Annotated in this window: 20 protein-coding genes; 5 read left to right on the top strand and 15 right to left on the bottom strand. The window is 70.5% G+C overall.

Annotated features, from left to right (window positions below; translation table 11 throughout):
• Positions 1 to 3: 3 nt before the first annotated feature.
• Complete coding sequence (locus tag MW290_RS14985) at positions 4 to 477, bottom strand: (2Fe-2S)-binding protein (RefSeq protein ID WP_250198523.1); 474 nt, start codon at positions 475 to 477, stop codon at positions 4 to 6.
• Between the two features lie 151 nt (positions 478 to 628).
• Between MW290_RS14985 and MW290_RS14980 the strand changes: the two genes are divergently transcribed.
• Positions 629 to 1,636, top strand: coding sequence for an XdhC family protein (locus MW290_RS14980; RefSeq protein WP_250198522.1), 1,008 nt, complete (start codon positions 629 to 631; stop codon positions 1,634 to 1,636).
• 15 nt (positions 1,637 to 1,651) lie between these two features.
• Here MW290_RS14980 and MW290_RS14975 read toward each other — a convergent pair whose 3' ends face one another.
• Complete coding sequence (locus MW290_RS14975) at positions 1,652 to 2,026, bottom strand: MliC family protein (protein WP_250198521.1); 375 nt, start codon at positions 2,024 to 2,026, stop codon at positions 1,652 to 1,654.
• Between the two features lie 206 nt (positions 2,027 to 2,232).
• Between MW290_RS14975 and MW290_RS14970 the strand changes: the two genes are divergently transcribed.
• Positions 2,233 to 3,618 carry an ABC transporter substrate-binding protein gene (locus tag MW290_RS14970; RefSeq protein WP_250198520.1) on the top strand — a complete coding sequence of 462 codons (1,386 nt, stop codon included), beginning with the start codon at positions 2,233 to 2,235 and terminating at the stop codon, positions 3,616 to 3,618.
• Positions 3,615 to 6,254, top strand: a complete 2,640-nt coding sequence (locus MW290_RS14965; protein ID WP_250198519.1) for an EAL domain-containing protein — start codon at positions 3,615 to 3,617, stop codon at positions 6,252 to 6,254. Before MW290_RS14970 ends, MW290_RS14965 begins: the two co-directional genes overlap by 4 nt.
• Here MW290_RS14965 and MW290_RS14960 read toward each other — a convergent pair.
• On the bottom strand, positions 6,211 to 8,433 hold the full coding sequence (locus MW290_RS14960) for a xanthine dehydrogenase family protein molybdopterin-binding subunit (RefSeq protein ID WP_250198518.1): 2,223 nt from the start codon (positions 8,431 to 8,433) through the stop codon (positions 6,211 to 6,213). The genes MW290_RS14965 and MW290_RS14960 overlap by 44 nt on opposite strands.
• A gap of 11 nt (positions 8,434 to 8,444) precedes the next feature.
• A complete protein-coding gene (locus MW290_RS14955; protein WP_250198517.1) occupies positions 8,445 to 8,906 on the bottom strand; it encodes a (2Fe-2S)-binding protein in 462 nt (153 codons plus the stop codon).
• Between the two features lie 94 nt (positions 8,907 to 9,000).
• On the opposite strand from MW290_RS14955, the gene MW290_RS14950 reads away from it, so the two are divergent.
• Positions 9,001 to 9,906, top strand: a complete 906-nt coding sequence (locus MW290_RS14950; protein WP_250198516.1) for a LysR family transcriptional regulator — start codon at positions 9,001 to 9,003, stop codon at positions 9,904 to 9,906.
• A gap of 43 nt (positions 9,907 to 9,949) precedes the next feature.
• Here the strand turns inward: MW290_RS14950 and MW290_RS14945 are convergent, their stop codons facing one another.
• Positions 9,950 to 11,656, bottom strand: a complete 1,707-nt coding sequence (locus MW290_RS14945) for a multicopper oxidase family protein (RefSeq protein WP_250198515.1) — start codon at positions 11,654 to 11,656, stop codon at positions 9,950 to 9,952.
• 373 nt (positions 11,657 to 12,029) lie between these two features.
• Entirely contained in the window at positions 12,030 to 12,326 is a 297-nt protein-coding gene (locus MW290_RS14940) for a hypothetical protein (RefSeq protein ID WP_250198514.1), read from the bottom strand.
• Between the two features lie 137 nt (positions 12,327 to 12,463).
• On the opposite strand from MW290_RS14940, the gene MW290_RS14935 reads away from it, so the two are divergent.
• Positions 12,464 to 13,105 (top strand): glutathione S-transferase family protein, encoded by a 642-nt coding sequence (locus MW290_RS14935; protein ID WP_250198513.1) that lies wholly within the window; start codon positions 12,464 to 12,466, stop codon positions 13,103 to 13,105.
• Positions 13,106 to 13,115: 10 nt separating this feature from the next.
• Here the strand turns inward: MW290_RS14935 and MW290_RS14930 are convergent, their stop codons facing one another.
• From MW290_RS14930 to MW290_RS14890, 9 genes are all read right to left on the bottom strand, one after another.
• The gene (locus tag MW290_RS14930; protein ID WP_250198512.1) at positions 13,116 to 13,490 is read right to left on the bottom strand and encodes a DnaJ family domain-containing protein; all 375 of its coding nucleotides are present in this window, start codon (positions 13,488 to 13,490) and stop codon (positions 13,116 to 13,118) included.
• A gap of 12 nt (positions 13,491 to 13,502) precedes the next feature.
• Positions 13,503 to 14,858, bottom strand: a complete 1,356-nt coding sequence (locus tag MW290_RS14925; protein ID WP_250198511.1) for a tetratricopeptide repeat protein — start codon at positions 14,856 to 14,858, stop codon at positions 13,503 to 13,505.
• Between the two features lie 28 nt (positions 14,859 to 14,886).
• Entirely contained in the window at positions 14,887 to 16,281 is a 1,395-nt protein-coding gene (locus MW290_RS14920) for an amidase (protein WP_250198510.1), read from the bottom strand.
• Positions 16,278 to 17,792: an ABC transporter substrate-binding protein gene (locus MW290_RS14915; protein WP_250198509.1), complete on the bottom strand. Its 1,515-nt coding sequence runs from the start codon at positions 17,790 to 17,792 to the stop codon at positions 16,278 to 16,280. The genes MW290_RS14920 and MW290_RS14915 overlap by 4 nt, the downstream gene beginning before the upstream one ends.
• Positions 17,793 to 17,950: 158 nt before the next feature.
• On the bottom strand, positions 17,951 to 18,727 hold the full coding sequence (locus MW290_RS14910) for an ATP-binding cassette domain-containing protein (protein WP_250198508.1): 777 nt from the start codon (positions 18,725 to 18,727) through the stop codon (positions 17,951 to 17,953).
• Entirely contained in the window at positions 18,724 to 19,719 is a 996-nt protein-coding gene (locus MW290_RS14905; RefSeq protein WP_250198507.1) for an ABC transporter ATP-binding protein, read from the bottom strand. The genes MW290_RS14910 and MW290_RS14905 overlap by 4 nt, the downstream gene beginning before the upstream one ends.
• Positions 19,716 to 20,237, bottom strand: coding sequence for a class IV adenylate cyclase (locus MW290_RS14900; protein WP_250198506.1), 522 nt, complete (start codon positions 20,235 to 20,237; stop codon positions 19,716 to 19,718). The genes MW290_RS14905 and MW290_RS14900 overlap by 4 nt, the downstream gene beginning before the upstream one ends.
• A gap of 15 nt (positions 20,238 to 20,252) precedes the next feature.
• A complete protein-coding gene (locus MW290_RS14895) occupies positions 20,253 to 21,119 on the bottom strand; it encodes an ABC transporter permease (RefSeq protein ID WP_250198505.1) in 867 nt (288 codons plus the stop codon).
• Positions 21,116 to 22,075, bottom strand: a complete 960-nt coding sequence (locus MW290_RS14890) for an ABC transporter permease (RefSeq protein ID WP_250198504.1) — start codon at positions 22,073 to 22,075, stop codon at positions 21,116 to 21,118. Before MW290_RS14890 ends, MW290_RS14895 begins: the two co-directional genes overlap by 4 nt.
• Positions 22,076 to 22,098 lie beyond the last annotated feature (23 nt).

Raw genomic sequence — 22,098 nt, 5'->3', positions numbered from 1 at the left:
AGGTCAGACGCCCATGCCGGCAGCACCTTGCTGCACGGCCTTCACGATGTTCTGGTAGCCGGTGCAGCGGCACAGGTTGCCTTCCAGGTGGTGGCGGATCTCCTGCTCGGTGCCGTGCGGGTGGTGCTGCACGAGGTCGATCGCGCTCATCACCATGCCGGGGGTGCAGAAGCCGCACTGCAGGCCATGGCAGGCCTTGAAGGCGGCCTGCATCGGGTGCAGCTCGCCATTGGCGGCGGCGATGCCTTCGATGGTGGTGAGCTGGGCGCCGTCGGCCTGCACCGCCAGCATCGCGCAGCTCTTGATGGCGCGGCCATTGAGGTGCACGGTGCAGGCGCCGCACTGCGAGGTGTCGCAGCCCACGTGCGTGCCGGTCAGGCGCAGGTGTTCGCGGATGAACTCCACCAGCAGGGTGCCGGGCTCCACTTCCTTCGTGACGGCCGCGCCATTGACCTGCAGCGTGATCTTCGTACCCATGGGGTTTGTCTCCTAGGAATGCCGAATGCCGCGATCGAAGCCCAACCACGGCCGCCGACGCATGCTAGGGCAGGCCATCCGGCCTTGCACCGACGGGAAAACCCGCGTCCTTGCCTGTGCAAGGATGTGTGCTTGGCGCTATCGTCCCCGAATGGATAACGTGGATCTCAACATTCTTCGGCAGCTGGCCAGCTGGCAGGCCGAAGGTCGTCGCGTGGTGCTGGGCACCATCACCCGCACCTGGGGCTCGGCGCCGCGGCCGGTGGGCTCGGTGGTGGCGGTGCGCGACGACGGGCAGATCGCCGGCAGCGTGTCGGGCGGCTGCATCGAGGACGACCTGATCTCCAAGGTGCGCGACGGTGCCTTGACCCTCACCGCACCCGAAGTGGTGCGTTACGGCGTGGGGGCTGAAGAAGCCACCCGCTTCGGCCTGCCCTGCGGCGGCACGCTGGAGCTGGTGCTGGAGCCGGTGGGCCCGCAGTCGCGCATCCCCGAGCTGCTGGCGGTGCTGCAGCAGGGCGACCGCATCCGCCGCGTGCTGCGGCTGGCCGACGGCCAGGTGGAGCTGCAACCGCCCAGCGAGGGCGACGTGCTGCAGCTGACCGACACCACGCTGACCACCACCCACGGCCCCAGCTGGCGGCTGCTGCTGATCGGTGCCGGCCAGATGACGCACTACCTGGCCACAATGGCGCAGGCGCTGGACTACCAGGTGCTGATCTGCGACCCACGCGAGGAATACGCCACCGGCTGGGACGTGCCCGGCGCGCGGCTGCTGCGCGGCATGCCCGACGACGTGGTGGCCGAGCTGAAGCCCGATGGCCACACCGCCATCGTGGCGCTGACGCACGACCCCAAGCTGGACGACCTGGCGCTGATGGAGGCGCTGGCCAGCCCGGCCTTCTACGTGGGCGCCATCGGATCGCGCGTGAACCAGGCCAAGCGCAAGGCACGGCTGAAGGAGCACTTCGGCCTCACCGATGCGCAGCTCGACCGCCTGCACGGCCCGGTCGGCATCAAGAACGGCGCCCGCACGCCACCGGAGATCGCGGTGGCCATCCTGGCCGAGCTGACGGCCTCGCGCTACGGTTACGTGATTCCGGCGCCGCTGTCGGTGGGCGATGGCGGCGCCGCACCCGAGGCCGGTTGCGTGGTGTAACGGCCGCCGGCCCGCTCAACGCGGGCGGGCGATGCAGTTGGTGGGAATGCGATCGGCCACCGCCCAGGTGATCTCGCTGCCTTTGCCGCGCAGCTCGTTCGGCCCTTGCGCATAGCGCATGCCCGAGCCGCTGGGCTGCTGCGGCAGCGCCAGCGTGCGGCCGTCGGGCAGGCTCACCTGCGCGACGTCGGAGCCATAGGCCACCGTCAGGCGCAGACCGTCTTCGCAGTCGTAGGTCACCGGTGCGCCAGCAGGTGAAGACAGCGGCGGCAGCGCGCAGCCCGCCAGGCCGAAGGCGGCAGCCGCCGTGAGGGCCGCAGCCGCGTGCCGGGGCCAGCGCGGCGCCGTGGTGGGTCGTCGGCCCAGGCCGTGTGCAAGTCGTCTCGTCATCCCTTCTCCTTGTCCATGTCCATGCGGCCACGCCGGCCGCGTTTGACGGCGCCTTGCCCGGCATGTACCGTGCCCACCAGCGCTCGGGGCCGACGATCGGCCGCCTGAATCAGCGCGACGGTGCCGCCGTTTCGCACCTTGGCTCACCCAGGCGCACCGGCGGCCCGTGCAGTTCATGCCGGCGCACCTTCTGAAGAAGGCTGCCCGTGAACATCCGCAAGTGCATCACGCCCGCACGCGCGCTGGTCGCCTGTGTGGCGGCGTTGGTGGTGCTGCTGTGGCAATGGCGTGACCAGACGGCCAGCAGCCCGGGCCCGCAGGCTGCGGCCGCGGCCACGCGCCGTGTCACGCTGCTCACCTCCTTCTCGCTGCAGGACAGCGCCCGCTACCAGCAGGCCCTGGCGCCGCTGGCCTACAGCGACGGCATCCAGGTGGTGATCCGCGCGGTCGGTGGCGACTTTGCCGACCATGTGTACGTGGCCACGCCGGGCTTCGATGCGCCCGACATCGCGGTGTTCGCGCAGCCGGGCCTGTTCCGCGAGATGGTGGCCGCCGGGCTGGTGCAGCCGCTGCCCGAGGACCTCGCGCAGGCGGTGGTGCGTGACTTCCCGCCCTTCATCGACCCGCTGCTGCGCCAGGGCGACCGGCACTACGGCCTGTGGGCCCGCGTGGCCATCAAGAGCCTGGTGTGGTACCGGCGCACGCTGTTCGAAGCGCATGGCTGGCAGCCGCCGCGCACGCTGGCGGAGCTGGCCACGCTGGAGCGGCAGATGATCCAGGCCGGCCTGGCGCCCTGGTGCATCGGCATCGCGGCACGCGGCGCCACCGGCTGGGTGGGCACCGACTGGGTCGAGGAATTCATGCTGCGCGACGCCAGCCCCGAGGAATACGACCGCTGGGTAGCGCTGGAGCTGCCCTTCAGCTCACCGCCAGTGCGCCGCGCCTTCACCCGCTGGGACCGCCTGGTGCGCACGCCGGGCATGGTGGCGGGCGGCCCGCAGCATGTGCTCACCACCTACGTGGAAGAAGCGGCCCGCCAGTTCGCCAGCGATCCGGCCAGCTGCCTGATGATGCGCAACTCCGAATGGGTGACCTCCGAGTTCCCCGACCCCGGGCACATCGGTCCGGGTGAAGCGATCGACTTCTTCCTGCTGCCCGGCCAGCAGGCCGACGAGCAGCCGCTGCTGGTGGCCGGCGACGTGGCGGCACCGCTGAACCTGCGGCCGGAAACGCTGACGGTGCTGCGCTACATGGCCTCGGCCGAGTTCGGCCGCCGCCGGGCGGCGGCAGGCGCCTACCTCTCGGGCCACAAGGACGTGCAGCCCGGCTCCTACCTGGAGCCGCTGTCGGCACGCCTGGCGGTGGCTTGGCAGCAGGCCACGCTGATGCGCATGGACGCCTCCGACCTGATGCCCGCCGTGGTGGGCACCGCCGCCTTCTGGACCGCGATGGTGGACAGCGTGAAGGGCGCTTCGGTGAACACGGTCACCAACCGCATCGATGCAGCCTGGGAGCAATGGCGCCGCACACAGGACGCGGCCGGCGCCCACCGTGGCGCGGCCGCCCCACCGGCGGAAGGAGCGTCAAGATGAACGCGCTGCAACGGCTGTGGCGCGCCCGGCGGCAGGGGCAGCGGCAGCTGGCCGACCGGCTGGCCCTGCTGACGGTGCTGGCCGGCACCGTGGTGCTGACCTTGCTGGCCGTGATCGTCTACGCCCAGGCGCAGCGCCTGTTGCTGCACGACCGCTCGTTGCAGGGCCTGCACTTCGGCCGCCATGTCGACCGCCTGCTGCTGGCGCTGGCGCGCGAGCGCGAGCTGGCCCAGGCCGTCGCCACCGGCGAAGAAGGCCTGCAGGCCCGCCAGGTCACGGCCCGCGGCGAGGTGGACGAAGCCACGGCCGCACTCTCGAGCTTCATTGCCGGCTCCGACGCGGTGCGCCAGGCCATCGGCGACGACGAATCCCTGGCCCACCTGCCCGACTACCTGCAGCGCCTGCGCGCCCGGGTCGACCAGTCGGTGATGCGCGAGGACACCGCGGTGCACCTGTACACGATGCCGGTGCGCCAGCTGTTCCGCATCGCGGCGCAGGTGGAGGAGCGCTGCATCTCGCCCGCGCTGGGTTCACGCACCCACAGCCTGGTGACGGCCGCGATGCTGGTGGAGGAGCTCGCACGCCAGTCCTCGGCGCTGCGCCGCATGGAACACGCCAGCCGCGGCGGCAACCTCACGCAGGACCGCCAGGTGGTGACGCCGCTGCTGGATGCCGCCTACCGCGCCGACCACCTGCTGGCACAGCTGATGGCCCACACCGACCCCGACATCGCCGCCCAGGCGCGGGCGCTGGCCGAACGCCATGAGTACCGGTCGATCAAGGAGCTGGCGGACAAGCTCAGTGTCGGCGCCTGGTCGGTGAGCTTCCGGCCGCGCTGGGGCCCGCTGCTGGACGATGCCGACCGCATGGTGGTGCTGAGCCAGCAGTCGCGCCAGCTGGCGGCGATGAACTTCGTGCGGCTGGCCGAGCAGCAGACCGCCGACACCCGCCGGCGGTTGATCGTGATCTCGGTGCTGGGCGCGCTGCTGATCGGCACGCTGTCGCAGGCGATGTGGCTGCTGTACCGCTCCATCGCCGTGCCGCTGCAGCAGGTGGCCAGCGCCGCCCAGGCCACCGTCAACGGCAACCTGGGCACCATCGTCGGCTACCAGCGGCGCGACGAGGTGGGCCAGATGGCGCAGGGCGTGCAGGTGCTGATCGACACCATCGGCCTGCTGAGCAGCGAGATGCGCCGCACCCGCGAAAGCGTGGCCCGCGGCGATCTGAGCGTGCGCGCCGACGGCACGCTGTTCCGCGGCGACTGGCGCGCGCTGATCGACCGCTTCAACGACACGCTGGCCGAGTTCGCGGCCATGCACCAGCTGCTGCAGCACCAGGCCTTCCACCACCCCGACAGCGGCCTCTTCAACCGCATGGGACTGCTGCACCGGGTGGCCGAAGCCGGCACGCCCACCGCGCCCTGCACCGTGTTCCTGCTGCTGCTGGTGCGGCTGGAAGACGTGACGCTGACGCTGGGCGCCGACTTCGCGGCCGGCCTGGTGCGCACGCTGGCCGGCCAGCTGGTGGCCCGCTTCGGCCAGCGCTACCTGATCGCGCAGGTGGGCAGCCGCGAGTTCGCGCTGGTGGGCCTGGCGGCCAGCCCGCCCGAAGCGCTGGCGCAGCAGGCCGACGAGATCGCCCGCGCCTGCGAAGAGCCGCTGGCCTACGGCGATGCGCTGATGTACGTGCCCGGCCGCGTGGGCGTGGCCGTGGGCACCATCGGCGAAGTGGGCGTGCTGCTGACCAATGCCACGCTGGCCTCGCGCCGGGCCTGCCAGCATGTGCGGCCGGGCTATGTGGTGCACGACGAAAGCTACCGCCGCCAGCGCGAGCGGGCGCGCCGCATCGAGCTGGCACTGCCGCAGGCCATCGAGCGGCGCGAGCCCTACATGGTGTTCCAGCCCGTCACCGATGGCCGCAGCGGCCAGGTGCTGGCCTTCGAATCATTGATGCGCTGGCGCACCGCCAGCGGCGAGGTCATCTCGCCGGCCGACTTCATCGCCATCGCCGAAGAAACCGGCCACATCCTGGCGCTGGGCGAGATGGCGCTGACCGCGGCCTGCCATACCTTCATGCGCAGCGACGTGTGCGCCGCCTTTCCAGAAGCGCGGGTGTCAGTCAACGTGTCGCCGCGGCAGCTGATGGAAACCGACTTCGTGGCCACGGTGCGTCAGGCACTGGCGGCCAGCGGGCTGCCGGCCCGGCGCCTGGCGCTGGAAATCACCGAGTCGGCCTTCATGGACGACCCCGACATCTGCATCGACCGCATCACCCAGTTGCGGGCGCTGGGGCCGGCCATCTACCTCGACGACTTCGGCACCGGCTATTCGTCGCTGAGCTACCTGACGCGCATGCCCATCGACGTGCTGAAGATCGACCAGAGCTTCGTGCGCGGCCGCACCGACGATGCCAGCAACCTGCGCATCGTCAGCGCGATGGTGCAACTGGCGCGCAGCATGGGCATCACGCCGCTGGCCGAAGGCGTGGAGACCGCGCGCGAAAGCGACTGGCTGCTGGCCCTGGGCTGCGTGCAGCACCAGGGCTACCTGTACGCGCGGCCGGCGCCCATCGAAGAGCACCTGGCCGCCGCACTCAGGCCAGCTGGAACGGCAGCGCCCGCAGACGCTGGCCGGTGAGCGCGGCCACCGCATTGGCCAGCGCCGGGGCCAGCGGCGGCAGGCCGGGCTCGCCCATGCCGGTGGGGGCCTCGGTGCTGGGCACGATGTGCACGTCCACCCGGGGCATCTGGTTCAGGCGGGCCACGGTGTAGTCGCCGAAGTTGCTCTGCTCCACCACGCCGTCCTTCAGCGTGATGGCGGCGCCCGGCAGCGTGGTGCTCAGCGCCATCACCACCGCGCCCTGCACCTGCGTTTCCACCGTCATCGGGTTGACGGCGAAGTTGCAGTGCACGCCGGCCGTCACGCGGTGCAGCACCGGCTGCTTGTCCACCACCGAGGCTTCCACCACGTAGGCGACGACGGACGAGAACGACTCATGCACCGCCACGCCCCAGGCCTGGCCGGCCGGCAGCTTGCGCTGGCCATAACCCGAGCGGGCCACCGCCAGGTCCAGCGCGGCGCGGATGCGCGGGTGCCGGTCGCCCAGCAACTGACGGCGGTAGGCCACCGGATCCTGCCCCGCGGCGGCGGCCAGCTCGTCGACCAGCGTCTCCATCACGAAGGCGGTGTGCGTGTGGCCCACCGAGCGCCACCACAGCACCGGCACGTTGACCTGCGGATGGTGCACGTCCAGGGCCAGCGGGAAGCCGTAGGGCGTGTCCACCACGCCTTCGGTGGACACCGAGTCCACCCCGTTCTTCACCATGAAGGGCTCGAACGGCGTGCCCTTGAGGATGGACTGGCCCACGATGGTGTGCTGCCAGGCCAGCACCTTGCCCTGCGCATCCAGGCCGATCTCGGCGCGGTGCACGTGCAGCGGGCGGTAGTAGCCGCCGCGGATGTCGTCCTCGCGGCTCCACATCAGCTGCACCGCACCCTGGCCACCGGCCGCGCGCCAGGCCTTGGCCACCTGCGCGGCTTCCACCACATAGTCGGACGAAGGCACGCCGCGCCGGCCGAAGCCGCCGCCGGCCATCGCGGTGTTCAGCGTCACCTGCTCGGGCTTCAGGCCCAGCGTGGCCGCCACCGCGGCCTGGTCGATGGTCTGGAACTGCGAGCCGATGTGCACCGTGCAGGCATCACCGCGGAAGTCGATCACGCAGTTCAGCGGCTCCATCGGCGCATGCGCCAGGTACGGAAAGCGGTACTCGGCGCTGATGCGGCGCGGCGCCGTGGCCAGCGCGCTGGTGTCGGCCACCTTGGCCTTCAGACCCGGCTGGCGCGCCAGCTCGCTGTAGCGCTGCAGCAGTGCGTCGGTGCTCACCTTTTCCACGCCGTCGGTGTTCCAGGTGGGGGCCAGCGCGTCGCGGCCCATCTTGGCCGTCCAGTAGCCATCGGCCACCACGGCCAGGCCGCTGGCGCCGCGGTCCAGCGGCACGCGCAGCACCTTGTGCACGCCCTTGACCGCCAGCGCCTTGCTGTCGTCCACCGTGGCCAGCTGCGCGCCGAACACCGGCGGCCGCACGATCAGCGCCACCGCGGCCTTCGGCGGCCGCAGGTCGATGCCGAAGGACTGGCGGCCGCTGGACTTCAGCGCCGCGTCCAGCCGGCGCGTGGGCCGGCCGATGATCTTGAAGTCGGCCGGCTGCTTGAGCACCACGGTGGCAGGCACCGGCTGGCGCATCGCCGCCTCGGCCAGCTCACCGAAGGTGGCGCGGCGGCTGCCGGCGCTGACCACACCATGGGCCACGCTCACCTGCGAAGCCGGCACCTGCCACTTCTGCGCTGCCGCGGCCACGAACATCGCGCGGGCACGGGCGCCCAGCTCGCGGTACTGCAGCCACGAGCTCTTGATGGAGTTGGAGCCGCCGACCATCTGGATGCCGAAGCCGGGGTCCTTGTAGGCCTCGCCGGCCGGCGCCAGCTCGGCGCGCACCTTCCGCCAATCGGCGTCCAGCTCTTCGGCCACCAGCATGGGCAGCGAGGTGTGCACGCCCTGGCCGAAGTCCAGCCGGTTCACCATCACGGTCACGGTGCCATCGGTGGCCACGCGCACGAAGGCGCCGGGCTGCTGCGTGGGCTTGAGCTCGCCGGCCATGGCCGCGGCCACGGCGGCGCCCTGCGGCGCGGCGGCGGCGCCGTTCTCGGCCGCCTGCACCAGCGGGTACAGGCCCAGTGCAAAGCCGCTGCCGGCGGCCATCTTCAGGAAACTGCGGCGCTGCAGCGCCGGGGTGCGTGCCACGGTGGTGTCGGTCATCGCGGGCTCCTTCAGGCCAGTGCCTTGGCGGCGTCGTGGATGGCCGCGCGGATGCGGGCGTAGGTGCCGCAGCGGCACACGTTGCCCGACATGGCGGCGTCGATGTCGGCGTCGGTCGGCTTCCTGTTCTGCTTGAGCAGCGCGGTGGCGCTCATGATCTGGCCGCTCTGGCAGTAGCCGCACTGGGCCACGTCGTGCTGCACCCAGGCGGCCTGCACCGCCTTGCCCACCTTGTCGTCGGCCACCGCCTCGATGGTGGTGATGCGCTGGTTGGGGCCCACCGCGCTGATGGGCGTGACGCAGGCACGGATGGCCTGGCCGTCCAGGTGCACGGTGCAGGCACCGCACAGCGCCGCGCCGCAGCCGAACTTGGTGCCGGTGAGCTGCAGCTTGTCGCGCAGCGCCCAGAGGATGGGGGTGGACGGGTCAGCGTCCACGGCCATGCGGCGGCCGTTGATGTTCAAGGTGGTCATGGCGGTGGCTTTCACGGGAAGCCGCGAGTGTGCTGCCGCCCACTTGAAAGGCATACACAATAAAACTGCATACCCTTTTAAGCACCGCTTACGAATGAACCCCGACATTCTGGCCGCGATGACGGCTTTTGCACGCACCGCGGAGCTGCGCAGCATCAGCGGCGCGGCGGCCCTGCTGGGGGTCACACCTGCGGCAGTGTCACAAACCATCCGCAAGCTGGAAACCCGCCTGGGCGTGCGCCTGTTCGAGCGCACCACCCGCAGTGTGAACCTGACCGAAGCCGGCCGCGCCTACTGGGAGCGGGTGGCCCCGCTGCTGGCCGGGTTGGCAGAAGCCACCGAAGACCTGCAAACCCAGGCCAGCGTACCCGGCGGCCTGCTGCGCATCACGCTGCCGATGGTGGCGGGGCAGCTGCTGATCGAGCCGCTGCTGGGCGAGTTTCACCGCCTTCACCCGCAGGTGACGCTGGAACTGGCCTACCAGGACGCGCTGGTGGACATCGTGAAGGAAGGATTCGACGCCGGCATACGGCTGGGCGAATCACTGCAGCGCGACATGATCGCGGTGCCGCTGACACGGGAATTCCGCTTGCGCACCTACGCAGCGCCCGAGTACCTGGCGCAGCACGGCACCCCGCAGGCGCCCGCCGACCTGCTGCAGCACCGCTGCATCAACTACCGCATGGCCAGCAGCGGCGCCTTGTACCGCTGGGAGTTTCTGGAAAAGCGCCGCATCGTTTCACTGACCGTGCAAGGTCCGCTGATCGTGAACCACTGGCTGACGATGGTGGAAGCCGCCGCCCAGGGCCTGGGCCTGTGCCACACCCTGCCCGAAGCCGCCGCGAAGCACGTGGCCGAAGGCCGCTTGGTGGAGGTGCTGGCCAAGTACAGCCCGAGCTTCGACGGGCTGTACATCTATCACCCGCGCCGGCAGCAGTTGCCGGTGAAGACGCGGTTGTTCATCGATTTTTTGAAGGGGCGGGTGGGGACACTCGGGTGAGTGCGCCCATGGCGTGCTGGCACGCCCGGCGGAACAGCCGCGCTCAAACGACCTGCAGGGGCCGCATCATGTCGCAGTCCTCATGCTCCAGCAGATGGCAGTGGTACATGTAGCCCGACAAGCGTTGCCCTTCCACGTTGGTGAAAGTGGCACGCGGGTCGAAACCGGCTTCTTCAGCGGTGGGCAGTCGCACCAGGATGCGCGTCACGGCCCCGGCAGTCGCATTGACCGTGTCCTTGCGCCCGGCCTCCCAAGCCGCAGGCGCCGTGGCTGCGCCGCTGGCAAACCCATCGGCCGGCGGCGCCCAGTGGGTGGCCACCGGGGGAATCGGGTGGGCCAGCAAATACGCCGCCATGTTCATCTTCTGGCGATTCAGGATGCGCATCTCGGCCAGATGGACGTGAAACGGATGCGACTCTGTAGTGGTGTTGACCACGTTCCATAACTCCCACTGCCCCGCCGCCATCGTGTCGGCCTCTTGCTCGAAGCGCATGTTGTTGAGCCGCAGCTGCAATGGCACAGCCGTAGCGCCACAAGCAATGTCAAGCACCTGCGCCAAGGTCACCGTACGCTGGCGCACCGGCACGATGCTGCTCGCACTGGGCAAGGCGGCCCGCTGGCCGGCGCCACCACGCAAACGCGTGGGCAGCGTGCGAAACCGCCCCAGCGTGGCGCGCACGTCGAAGCGCATGACTTCGGCGAACGAGCCGAAGATAAAACCCCCGTTGGGTGGAATGGCCGTGTTGTAGACGACGATCGTGCTGCCCGCAGGTGTATTGCTGAAATCCACCAGCACGTCGTAGCGTTCGCCTGGCAACATGTCCAAGCTTGCAGTGGGCACCGGGGCGTTGAGCATGCCCTGGTCATTGCCGATGACGTGAAACTTCGTGCCGTTGGACATGGCCAAGCTATAGGGCCGCGAATTGGCCGCATTCAAAATGCGCAATCGGTAAACGCCGCGGTCGACGGTCATTTTGGGAAATGCGGCGCCATTGACCAACGACAGGTCGCCAAAAATGCCCGGAAACCAGCTGTTCTTGCCCAACAAGGCAGGCATGTACTGGTACTTCCCGGAGAACACATCCACCGCCTTGTCCTGCAAGGTCAGCGGCACTTCGCAGTCGCCACTGGGCAAGCCCAGCGTGTTGCCCACGCCCAGGTCATACGCATCTCGCAATAGAAGGTTGCTGGCCAAGCCCGCATACACATTCAGCCGGGTCAAGCCCAGCGAATGATCATGGAACCATAAATGGCAAGCCTCCTGGCGGTGCGTGTAGTTGTACGCTTTGGTTTGACCCGGAAAAAACACGTCTTCAGGATGCCCATCGGACGATGCAGCCACCACTGCGCCATGCATATGCACCGTGGTGCGCGGGGCGTTGGCATCGGTGGCCCGCGCGCCGTGCACGGCCGTGCTGATGTTGTCGGCCAACAGGTGAGCGCCCAGCCCATTGGCAAAACGGAGGGTTTGTGGCGTTCCGGCCATGGCCTCCACCACCGGGCCGCCATAAGCCACGCCGCCGTAGCCCCAGGTGCGGGTCAAGGGTAGCCACGGGTGGAAGCGGTGCCAGCCCTCGGCGGCAGGCAACGTGAGGTTGCCCGCAACAACGCCCGGCCGGGGCAACTCCTGCAAAAAGCGGGGTAACAGCGAGACGCTGGATTGCACTGGCTTGGTCGTCGCCAGCCCACCCGCCAGCGCAGCGGCCGCCCCGCCCCGTAAAACCGCCCGGCGCCCGATACCCTTTTTCATGCGATCTCCCTCTCGTGGTCACCGTCAGAACGTGGACACTTGGGCGACGGGCTGAAAATACCCACCAGCTCGTGCCGCGGAATACTCGCCCCATGTACGGTGACGGAAACGGAACGGGGCGATTTCTGAGCGGTCCAACATCCAAGGCCGCAGTTGAAATGCTATAAATAATAACAACCAGTCAGGCTAGCATTTACGAGCGGGTTCATCACCGGGACAGACGGTGTGACCAAATCGACACCCTAATGCTCAATAAAGCAACGCCCCCTGCCGCCACGGCAACGGGCAAGCAACGTGGGTGACAGGACTCAGGCGGCGCACACCGGGCGCGGGCCAATCTCCAAGGCGAGCGTGCGCTCAGGTTGGACGGTGCCTAGCGAAGCACTGCGCCCATGCCAGCCAATCCCGCAGCGATCCCCAGTCCCACCGCCACCCCCCAAGCCCTGACCGCCTGCCGCCGCACTGCCCCGGCCGGCAACGGCCGGCGGTGCAACTGCAGGCAGATGCCCGAGGCCGCGCCGGAGGCCACCAGCAGCAGCGCCATCACCAGCCCGGCAATGCCGCCGATGCCGTGGCGCAGCATCAGTCCTGTCACGGTGCCCAGCAGCGCACCCAGCGCAAAAGGGCCGGCGGCGGGGTGTTGGGTGAGGCGGAGGGCACGGCGGTTCATGGCGTCTGGAGGTGAAGGAGGTCGGTCCTCGAAATTGTCCCGGCCCGGTCACGGCGCCAAGCCCGCATCACCGCCACGAACACCGGCTAACCTTGCGGCCCGCCGGCGCGTGGCCCGGTGCGTTGGAGTTGGTGTTCATGATCCGTCTGCACTACTACCCCGGCAACGCCAGCATGGCGCCCCACATCCTGCTGCAGGAGCTGGGCGTGCCCTTCGAGCTGGTGCGGGTGGACCGCGAGGCCGCCGCGCACAAGTCGGCCGCGTACCTGAAGCTCAACCCGAACGGGCTGATTCCGGTGCTGGAAGATGGCGACCAGGTGCTGTACGAGACGGCGGCCATCCTGCTGCACCTGGCCGATACGCACCCCGAGGCCGTGCTGGCACCCGGGGTGGGCACGCCGGAGCGGGCGCAGTACTACAAGTGGATGCTGTGGCTCAGCAACACGCTGCAGGCCATGCTGATCCACTACTTCTACCCCGACCGCATGGCCGACGACGCCGTCGGCGCCGCCGCGGTGAAGGCCCATGCCGAAGCGGCCATCGGTCGCATGCTCGACCAGCTGGACGCGCATCTGGCCGCGCACCAGGGGCCGTGGCTGCTGGGCACCGACTACAGCGCCGCCGATGCGCTGGCCTTCGTGCTGTGCCGCTGGACGCGCGGCTTTGCCCGCCCCGCCCGCAGCCTGCCGCAGCTGGGCGCCTACCTGCAGCGCATGCTGGCCCGGCCGGCGGTGCAGAAGGTGTTTGCGGTGGAGCAGCCGGCGATGCCGGCGGTGTGAAACGCCGCCCCTACAAACTCCGCGTCCGCGCCAGCCGCTCGATGCGCACCTGGATCAGCAGTTGCCGCTCGGCGATGCGGCGGCGCAGCGGTTCGGCCTCAGGGCTGTCGGCCGGCAGCCGGAACAGTTCGTCGCGCCAGGCCTGAAGCTCCTGCATCAGGCCCACTTCGGTGGGCACGTTGCCCGAGTTCTTCAGCAGCTTGAAGGCCATGCGCAGCTCCTGCGGCACCTGGGCGTCGCCGGTGTCGGGCAGGGGCTTGCCCCAGGCGGGGCTGGCGCGCAGCTCGGCGCTGTCGGCGCGCAGGGCTTCGCCGATGCGCTCGTCGAGGCTGCGCAGTTCGGCCTCGCGCTCGGCCTGGGTGGGCTTGGGCGGCTGCGGCTTCATGGCTTCGCTCCTTCAGGCCAGGCGGCGCAGCGCCCGTTCCGACAGGCCCAGCCGGCCGGCCCAATGCCGCGTCATCGGCGTGGGGGCCTTGGCCAGCAGGCGTTCATGCAGCACCGCGCGGCCGATGGCGCGGGCCTCGCTCTGCTCGCCGCCCGGTGCATCGGCCGCGGCAGCCAGCAGGCTGATGTCAATCAGGTCGCGCTGCGCATGGCTGCCGCCGAAGCGGGCCGCGCCTTCGCGCAGCGCGTACAGCGCCAGCGCGGCGCCGGCCGCATCGCCGCGGGTGTGGGCCAGCAGCGCACGCATCAGCGGCAGGCCGATCTCGCGCGCCATCGTGTGGTTGCTGCGGCGCGCATCTTCGGCCGACAGGGCCCGCTCGGCGCAGCGGGCCAGCCAGGCCTCGGCGCGGCCCACTTCACCCGCGCCCAGCAGCGCCATCACCGCATGCACGTCGTTGAAGGCGTAGTGGCCGGCTGCGCCTTCGGCCACCGGCCAGCCCTGCGCCAGCGCCTGCCAGCGCGGGCCCACCTCGGCGCCCAGCAGCTGCAGGCGCCACAGCAGGGAAGCAGCATCCAGCCGCTGCAGCGTGATCTGCAACGCGTCGCCGGCCAGGTGCGCGTCCACCAGGCGCAGCGCGCCGGCCAGGTCCAGCGCCTCCAGCCTGAACAGGGCCGCATGCCACCACAGGTGGCCGGCGAAGCCGTTGCCTTCGGCCCATTGCGGCTGCTGCTGGCGCAGCCAGGCGGCGCCATCGTCGAAGCGGCCCTGCATCTCCATCACATGGGCCACGGCATGCACGGCCCAGGGCGTGCGCGGGTCGAGTGCCAGCGCGCGGCGGCCGGCTTCTTCGGCCTGCGGGTACAGGTGGCACTCTTCCAGGCCGAAGGCATGCAGCGCCAGCACCTGCGGGTACAGCGGGTCGTGCTCGTCCCACTCGGGCAGGGCACGGGCCACGCGCTGGCGCAGGTTGAGCGCATCGCCGCGGTAGAAGTCCCACAGGTGCGCCCATTGCAGCGCCAGCGCGTCGCGCGGGTGGGCCAGCAGCAGTTCGTCCCAGGCCTTGCAGGCGGCTTGCCAGCGGCCTTCCAGCACCATGCGCACAGCGGCGGCATGGGCGCGTTCGCGCGGCGGGGCATCAGCTTCCAGCGGGGCGGCGTCGTCCAGCAGCTGGGCGGCTTCGGCGGCCATGCCGGGCTCGGTCAGGCTCAGCAGGTAGCCGGCCTTCATCAGCCGCGGCAGCAGCCAGGCCGGGTCGTGGGCGGTGGCCTCGTCCAGGTCGGCCAGCGGCGCATCGTAGAAGCTCATCATGCGCCACAGCGCCTGCTGCGCCGCCGCCAGCGCCGGCTGCGACGACGTACCGGTCAACAAGCCTCGATCGTCGTGCAACGGCATGGGATCAAGCCCCCGGAGGATGCGGCCAGGGCCGTTGGCTGCCACGCTGCTGCTCGTACCAGCGCGCGGCCTGCAACACGCCGAGGTCGTCGTGGCGGCGGCCGGCGATCTGCAGCCCGATGGGCAGCCCGCCGGCGGTGTAGCCGCAGTTGATGGACAGCGCCGGCTGCTCGCTCATGTTGTAGGGCAGCGTGAAGGCGATGTGCTCGAAGGGCCGCGCCGGGTCGTTCAGCGGGCTGGCCTGCTCGGCCGGAAAGGCCGGCATCGGGCTCACCGGCGACAGCACGAAGTCATAGGGCTGGCAGGCGGCCACCGCCGCGTCGCGCAGCGCGCCCATCTGGCTGTAGCCATGGAACACCTGCGGCCCGGTGAGGCCGGCGCCGCCTTCCACCCAGGCGCGGATGTAGGGCAGTACCAGGCGCTGGCGCTCGGGCGGCAGGGCCTGGTAGTCCAGCCAGGAGCGCATGCGCCAGAAGCCGTCCAGCCCGTCGACCATCGCGCGGGTGCTGATGGGCGCCAGCGGCTCCACCACCGCGCCCGCCTGTTCGAACACACGCGCCGCGGCCTGCACCGCGGCGGCCACTTCGGGCTGCACCGCGTCGCCCCAGCCGGCGTCCATCATCAGGCCGATGCGCTTGCCTTGCATGGACAACTCGAGCCGCTGCCAGGCGATGGACTGCGCGGGCAGGCTCATCGCATCGCGCCAGTCGGGCCGGGCCAGCGAGGCCATCATCAGCGCGGCATCTTCCACGCTGCGGGTCATGGGCCCGGCCACGCGGCCGGCGTAAGGTGGGTGGATGGGTACACGCCCCAGGCTGGGCTTGAAGCCCACCACGCCGCACCAGCCCGCCGGCAGGCGGATGGAGCCGCCGATGTCGGTGCCGATGTGCAGCGGCCCGTAGCCTGCAGCGGCCGCCGCGCCGGCGCCGGCTGACGAGCCGCCCGGGTTCAGCCGCAGGTCCCACGGGTTGCGGGTGAGCGGATGAAAGCTCGACAGGCCCGACGACAACATGCCCCAGTCGGGCATCGTCGTCTTGCCCAGGAACACGCAGCCGGCTTCCCGCAGGCGCGCGGCCGGCGGCGCGTCGGCGGGGGCGGGCTTCAGTTCGGTGGCGGCACTGCCCAGCGGCTGCGGCACGCCCCGGGTGGCGATGTTTTCCTTGATGGTGCAGGGCACGCCATCCAGCGCCGACAGCGGCTGGCCGCTGCGCCAGCGCTGCTCGCTCGCGCGCGCCATCTGCAGCGCCACCTCGGGGTCGTGCGCGTACAGGGCCTGGAGCTGCGGCTCCCAGCGCTGGATGTGGTCCAGCACCGCCTGCGTGGCTTCCACCGGCGAGGCCTGGCCGCTGCGGTACAGCGCGGTCAGCGCCGCAGCGCCCAGTTCATGCAGCGCCGTCATTGCCACCGCCAGCTGGCCAGGTCGTTGGCGAAGATGGGCGAGTTCGGCCACACGCCCTTGAGCGCCTTCTTAGACACCGCCACGTTCTGCGGGTTGAAGAGGTAGACGTTGACGGCATCAGAAGCCAGCTGGCGCTGCAGGTCGGCGAAGAGCTTCTGCTTGTCCTTCGCGTTGGTGGTGGAGGCGTGCTTGTTGGCCAGCTCGCGGAAGGCGGCGCTGTCGTAGCCCCAGTAGTACTGCGGGTTGGTGTACTGCAGGTAGTCCAGCGGCTCGGCGTGGTTGACGATGGACAGGTCGAAGTTGCCCTTGAAGGTGCCGCCCAGCCACTGGGCCCACTCCACGTTCTCGATCTTGGCCACCACGCCCACCTTGGCCAGCATCGCGGCCACCACCTCGCCGCCCTTGCGTGCATAAGGCGGTGGCGGCAGCGTCAGCGTGACGTTCAACGGCGTGGCCACGCCGGCTTCCTTCAGCAGCGCCTTGGCCTTCTCGGGGTCGTAGGTATAGGTGCCGGTCAGGTCCACATAGCCGGCATCGGTGGGCGCAAAGTGGCTGCCGATGGGCACGCCATAGCCTTCCAGCACGCCGTCGATGAAGGCCTTGCGGTCGATGGCATGGGCCAGCGCGCGGCGCACGCGCACGTCGTCGAAGGGCTTCTTGCGGTTGTTGACCGACAGGATGCCCTTGCCCGCGGTGCTGCCCACCACCACGGCAAAGCGCGGGTCGGCCTGCAGCTGCTTGACGGCCTGGTTGCCGATGCCGCGCGGGAAGGTGTCCACATCACCCGCCAGCAGCGCGGCCACCTGGGCCGCAGGGTCGCTGATGATGCGGAAGGTGGCGCGCTTGATGGGCGCGGCCTTGGCATCACGGTAGCCGTCCCAGCGCGACAGCAGGATGGCGCTGCCCTTGCGCCAGTCGTCGAACTTGTAGGGTCCGGTGCCCATGGGCCTGGTGGCGGTGCCGGCCGCGCTCTTGGGGTCGAGGATGACGGCGGTGTTTTCGCCCAGGCGGAAGGGCAGGTTGCCGTCGGGCTTGGCCAGCGTGAGGATCACGGTGGTGGCGTCCGGCGTGCTGATCGAGCTGATGTTGTCGAAGACCGTCTTCTTGGCCTTGTTGGTGGAGCCTTCGGCCTTGGCCCGCTCGAAGCTGAACTTCACGTCGCTGCTGTCGAAGGCCTCACCGTCGTGGAACCTGATGCCGCTGCGCAGCTTGAAGGTGTAGCTCTTGCCGTCGGGGTCCATGCTCCACGATTCGGCCAGCAGCGGCGTCACGCTGCCATCGGCGTTGATCTTGGTCAGGCCTTCCAGCACGTTGTAGTGCACCACCTCGCCGATGGCGGCGGCCGCGGCCGTGGTGGGGTCCAGGCCGGGCGCCGGTTCGAGCACCAGGCCGATGGTGACGGCGGCCTTGCCCTGCGCCATCGCGATGCCGGGCACCGTGGCCACCAGGGCCGCTGCCGCCAGGGCGATGGCCCCGCGTCGGCGGATGGCGGGCCGGTTCAGTCCTGTCATGTCGCTGTTCCTTCCGGGATCGAAACATGCCGGCGGCGGCCGGCCACAGGGCCTGCATGCTGCCACAGCGCAGCAATGGCCTCAGCGCCGCCGGGCCGCCCCAAGGCGCTGAGCGCCCCCTCGGGGGGCCGCGAGCGCAGCGAGCTTGGGGGCGGACATCACCCCACTGAAGCCAGCAACTGCTGCGTGTACGGGTGCTCGGCCCGCGTGAACAGGCGATCGGGCGGGCCCTGCTCCACGATGCGGCCCTGCTGCAGCACGATGACCTCGTCGCACACCAGGTCCACCACCGCCAGGTCGTGGCTGATGAAAAGGTAGGCCAGGCCATGGCGCTGCTGCAGGTCCTGCATCAGGTTGAGCACCTGCGCCTGCACCGAGACGTCGAGTGCGCTCACCGGCTCGTCGGCCACGATGAGCTGCGGCCGCGTGACCAGCGCCCGCGCGATGGCGATGCGCTGACGCTGGCCGCCGCTGAATTCATGCGGGTACTTGTGCAGGTCGGCCGGCCGCAGGCCCACGTCGTCCAGCGCTTCGGCGGCACGTTCCTGCCGCTCGGCGCGGCTGACTTCGGCCAGTGCCTCCAGCGGCTCGGCCACGATGCGGGCGATGGTGTGGCGCGGGTCCAGCGAGCCATACGGGTCCTGGAACACCATCTGGAAATGCCGTCGCTCACGCTGCAGCTGCGCCGGTTTGAGCGCATGCAGGTCCTGGCCGTTGAGCAGCACCTGGCCGCTGGTGGGCGTGTCCAGCGCCATCACCAGGCGGGCCAGCGTGCTCTTGCCGCAACCGCTTTCGCCCACGATGCCCAGCGTGCGGCCAGCCTGCAGCTCGAAGCTCACGTCGTTCACCGCCCGCAGCACCGGCGCGGGCTGCAAAAGCCGCTCGCGCGGCAGGCGGTAATGGCGCGTCACATGGCGTACGGCCAGCAGCGTCATGCGTTCACCTCCGGCAGGCGGATGCAGCGCGCGTCGTGGTCGGGGCCCAGCGACACGGCGGCGGGCAGCGCCTGCCGGCAGGCCTCGATGGCCCAGGCGCAGCGGTCGCTGAAGGGGCAGCCGGGCGGCAGCTGGTGCAGCTCGGGCACACGGCCGGGCAAGGCGGGCAGGCGCAGCGTGCGGCGGTCGGCGCCGTTGCGCAGTCCCAGGCGCGGCCGCGCCTCGAACAGGCCGCGGGTATAGGGGTGCGCGCGGTGATTGAACAGCCGCTCGGCCGGGCCTTGCTCCACCACCGTGCCGCCGTACATCACCATCAGCCGCTGCACGCTGGCGGCCATCACGCCCAGGTCGTGGCTGATCAGCAGCAGCCCCATGCCGTCTTCGGCCACCAGTTGCGCGATGAGTGCCAGCACCTCACGCTGAATCGTGGCGTCCAGCGCGGTGGTGGGCTCGTCGGCGATCAGCAGTTGCGGCCCACAGGCCAGCGCGATGGCGATGACCACCCGCTGCCGCTGCCCGCCCGACAGCTGGTGCGGATAGGCATCGAGCCGGCGCGCGGCCTGTGGCAGCTGCACCCGCTCCATCAGCCGCAAGGCCTCGGCCCGCGCGGCGGCAGCGCCCAGGCCACGGTGCAGCCGCAGCGGCTCGGCGATCTGGCGGCCGATGGGTTGCAGCGGATTCAGCGCCGTCATCGGCTCCTGGAACACCATGCCGATGCGGGCGCCGCGCACCCGGCACATCGCCGCATCGTCCAGCGCCACCAGGTCCTGCCCTTGCAGCAGGATGCGGCCCCGCACCTGCGCCCGCTCGGGCAGCAGGCCCATCAAGGCCAGCGCGGTGATGGACTTGCCGCTGCCCGATTCGCCGATCAGCCCCAACGTTTCGCCGCGCGCCAACGTGAAATTCAGGTCGTGCACCGCCGCCACCGGGCCGTGCGCGGTGGCCAGGGTCACGCGCAGGTCTTGCACGCTGAGCAGCGGCACTTCCGTCATGCGGCCCGCCCCTGCAACAGGTCGACGTAGGCGCCGCTGACCAGCTGCTGCGGGTCGATGCCCAGCTGCCGCAGCAGCTGCTGGGCGATGGCCTGGCCTTCGGCCTCCGTCTGGTCGTCGCGCAGCACCACCTCCAGCTCCAGGAAGTGGCCCAGGCCTTCCACTTCGTCGAGGTGGATGCGGGTGGCCCCGGCCATCAGCAGCCAGCGGCGCTTGATCACCCGGCCGGCGCTGCCCCAGGCGCGATGCAGCGCCTCGCGCAGCGCGACCGGCTGGTCGGTGGGCACGACCACGTAGTCCGACAGCTTGGGGCCTTGCGCATCGGCGCGCTGATAGTGGATCAGCTCACCGCGGCCGGCATCGAACTGCCGCAGCTTGAGGCGACCGTTGGCGCAGGCAAAAAAGCTGTCGTCCTGCTCGATGAGCACCGGCTCGGGCGCGTCGGCCAGCGCGGCGGCCACCGGCAGCAGCGCCTGCACGTGCGGGATGCGGGCCTTGATCTCGATGTTGCGTGCCATGGAAGGGGTGCGTGTTCAGCGGCTGCGCGCCAGCCGCGGGTCCAGCAGGTCGCGCAGGCCGTCGCCCAGCAGGTTCAGGCCCAGCACCGCCAGCGCGATGGCCGCGCCGGGGTACACCGCCAGCATCGGCGCCTGGAACATCTGCGTCTGCGCCTCGTTGAGCATGCGGCCCCAGCTGGGCTGCGGCGGCTGGGTGCCCAGGCCCAGGTAGCTCAGCGCCGCCTCGGCCAGGATGGCGATGGCGAACTGCACCGTGGCCTGCACGATGAGCACGCTGGCGATGTTGGGCAGCACATGGTCGCGCGTGATGCGCCAGCGGCCCTTGCCGGCGGCGCGGGCGGCCAGCACGTAGTCGCGCGTCCACACGCTGCGCGCCGCCCCACGGGTGATGCGTGCGAACACCGGGATGTTGAAAAGGCCGATGGCCACGATGCTGGTGAGCAGCCCCGGCCCGTAGATGGCGGTGAGCATGATGGCCGACAGCAGCGCCGGAAAGGCGAAGCTGAAGTCGGCCAGGCGCATCACCGTTTCGTCCACCCAGCCGGGCCGGGCGGCGGCCAGCGCGCCCATCAGCGTGCCCACCAGCAGGCCGATGCCCACTGCCACCACGCCCACCACGATGCTGTTCTGCGAGCCCACCCACAGCTGCGAGGCGATGTCGCGGCCCAGGCTGTCGGTGCCCAGCCAGTGCGCGGCGCTGGGCGGCGCCAGCTTGTTGGGAATGTCGATCTCGGCCGGCGGATACGGCGACCACGCCAGCGAGCCCAGCGCACACAGCACCAGCAGCAGCGACAGCAGCCCGCCGGCCACGAAGCTGGGGTGGCACAGCGCCCGCGCCACGAAGCCGCTGCCGGGGGCCCGTGCAACCTGGTCCGCCGTCATCCGCGTACCCGCAGCCGCGGATCGACCAGCGCATACAGCAGGTCGACCACGAAGTTGACGATGACCACTGCGGCGGCCAGCAGCATCACCACGTCGCGCACCAGCGGCAGGTCGCGGTTGGCGATGGCCTGGAACACCAGGCGGCCGATGCCGGGTAGCACGAACACGTTCTCCACCACGATGGTGCCGGTGAGCAGGTTGGCGAACTGCAGCCCCATCACCGTGAGCACCGGGATCATCGCGTTGCGCAGCACGTGGCGCCACAGCACGGCGCGGCGGCTCAGGCCCTTGGCGCGGGCGGTGCGCACGTAGTCCTCGCGCATCGCCTCCAGCACGGCCGAGCGCGTGACCCGCGCCAGGATGGCCGCCTGCACCGCCGCCAGCGCGATGGCGGGCAGCAGCAGCGCGGCCAGGCCCGCGCCGAGGCCGCCGCCGTCTTCCTCACGCCAGCCGGGAAAGCCGCCGGCGCTGACCCACTGCAGCTTCACCGCGAACAACAGGATGAGCAGGATGGCGAGCCAGAAATTGGGAATCGACAGGCCGAGCTGGCTCACGGCCATCACGCCCACGTCGCCCAGCCGGCGGTGGCGCGAGGCGGCGTACACGCCCACGCCCAGCGCCACCATGGTGGTGATGGCCATGGCGATGACGGCCAGCGGCAGGCTGACCGCCAGGCGTTCGGCGATGAGTTCGGACGACGGCGTGTCGTAGAAATGGCTGATGCCGGTGCGGCCCTGCAGCAGGCCGGCTGCCCAGTGGGCGTAGCGCGTGAGGGCGGGCTGGTCGAGCCCGAGCCGGCTTTCCAGCGCGGCGATGGCCTCGGGCGAGGCGGTGGCGCCCAGCATCAGCTGAGCGGCATTGCCGGGCAGCAGCTCCAGCACCGCGAACACGGCCATCGAGGCCAGCAGCAGCGTGAGGCCCAGCACGGCCAGGCGGCGCGCCAGGAACAGCGTCATGCGCACCCCCGGTGGGCGGGTGG

The organism is Aquincola tertiaricarbonis, from assembly GCF_023573145.1.
Taxonomy (GTDB): domain Bacteria; phylum Pseudomonadota; class Gammaproteobacteria; order Burkholderiales; family Burkholderiaceae_C; genus Aquincola; species Aquincola tertiaricarbonis_B.
The sequence above is the reverse complement of the archived record's forward strand: the minus strand, read 5'-3'. Positions and strand labels throughout refer to the sequence as shown.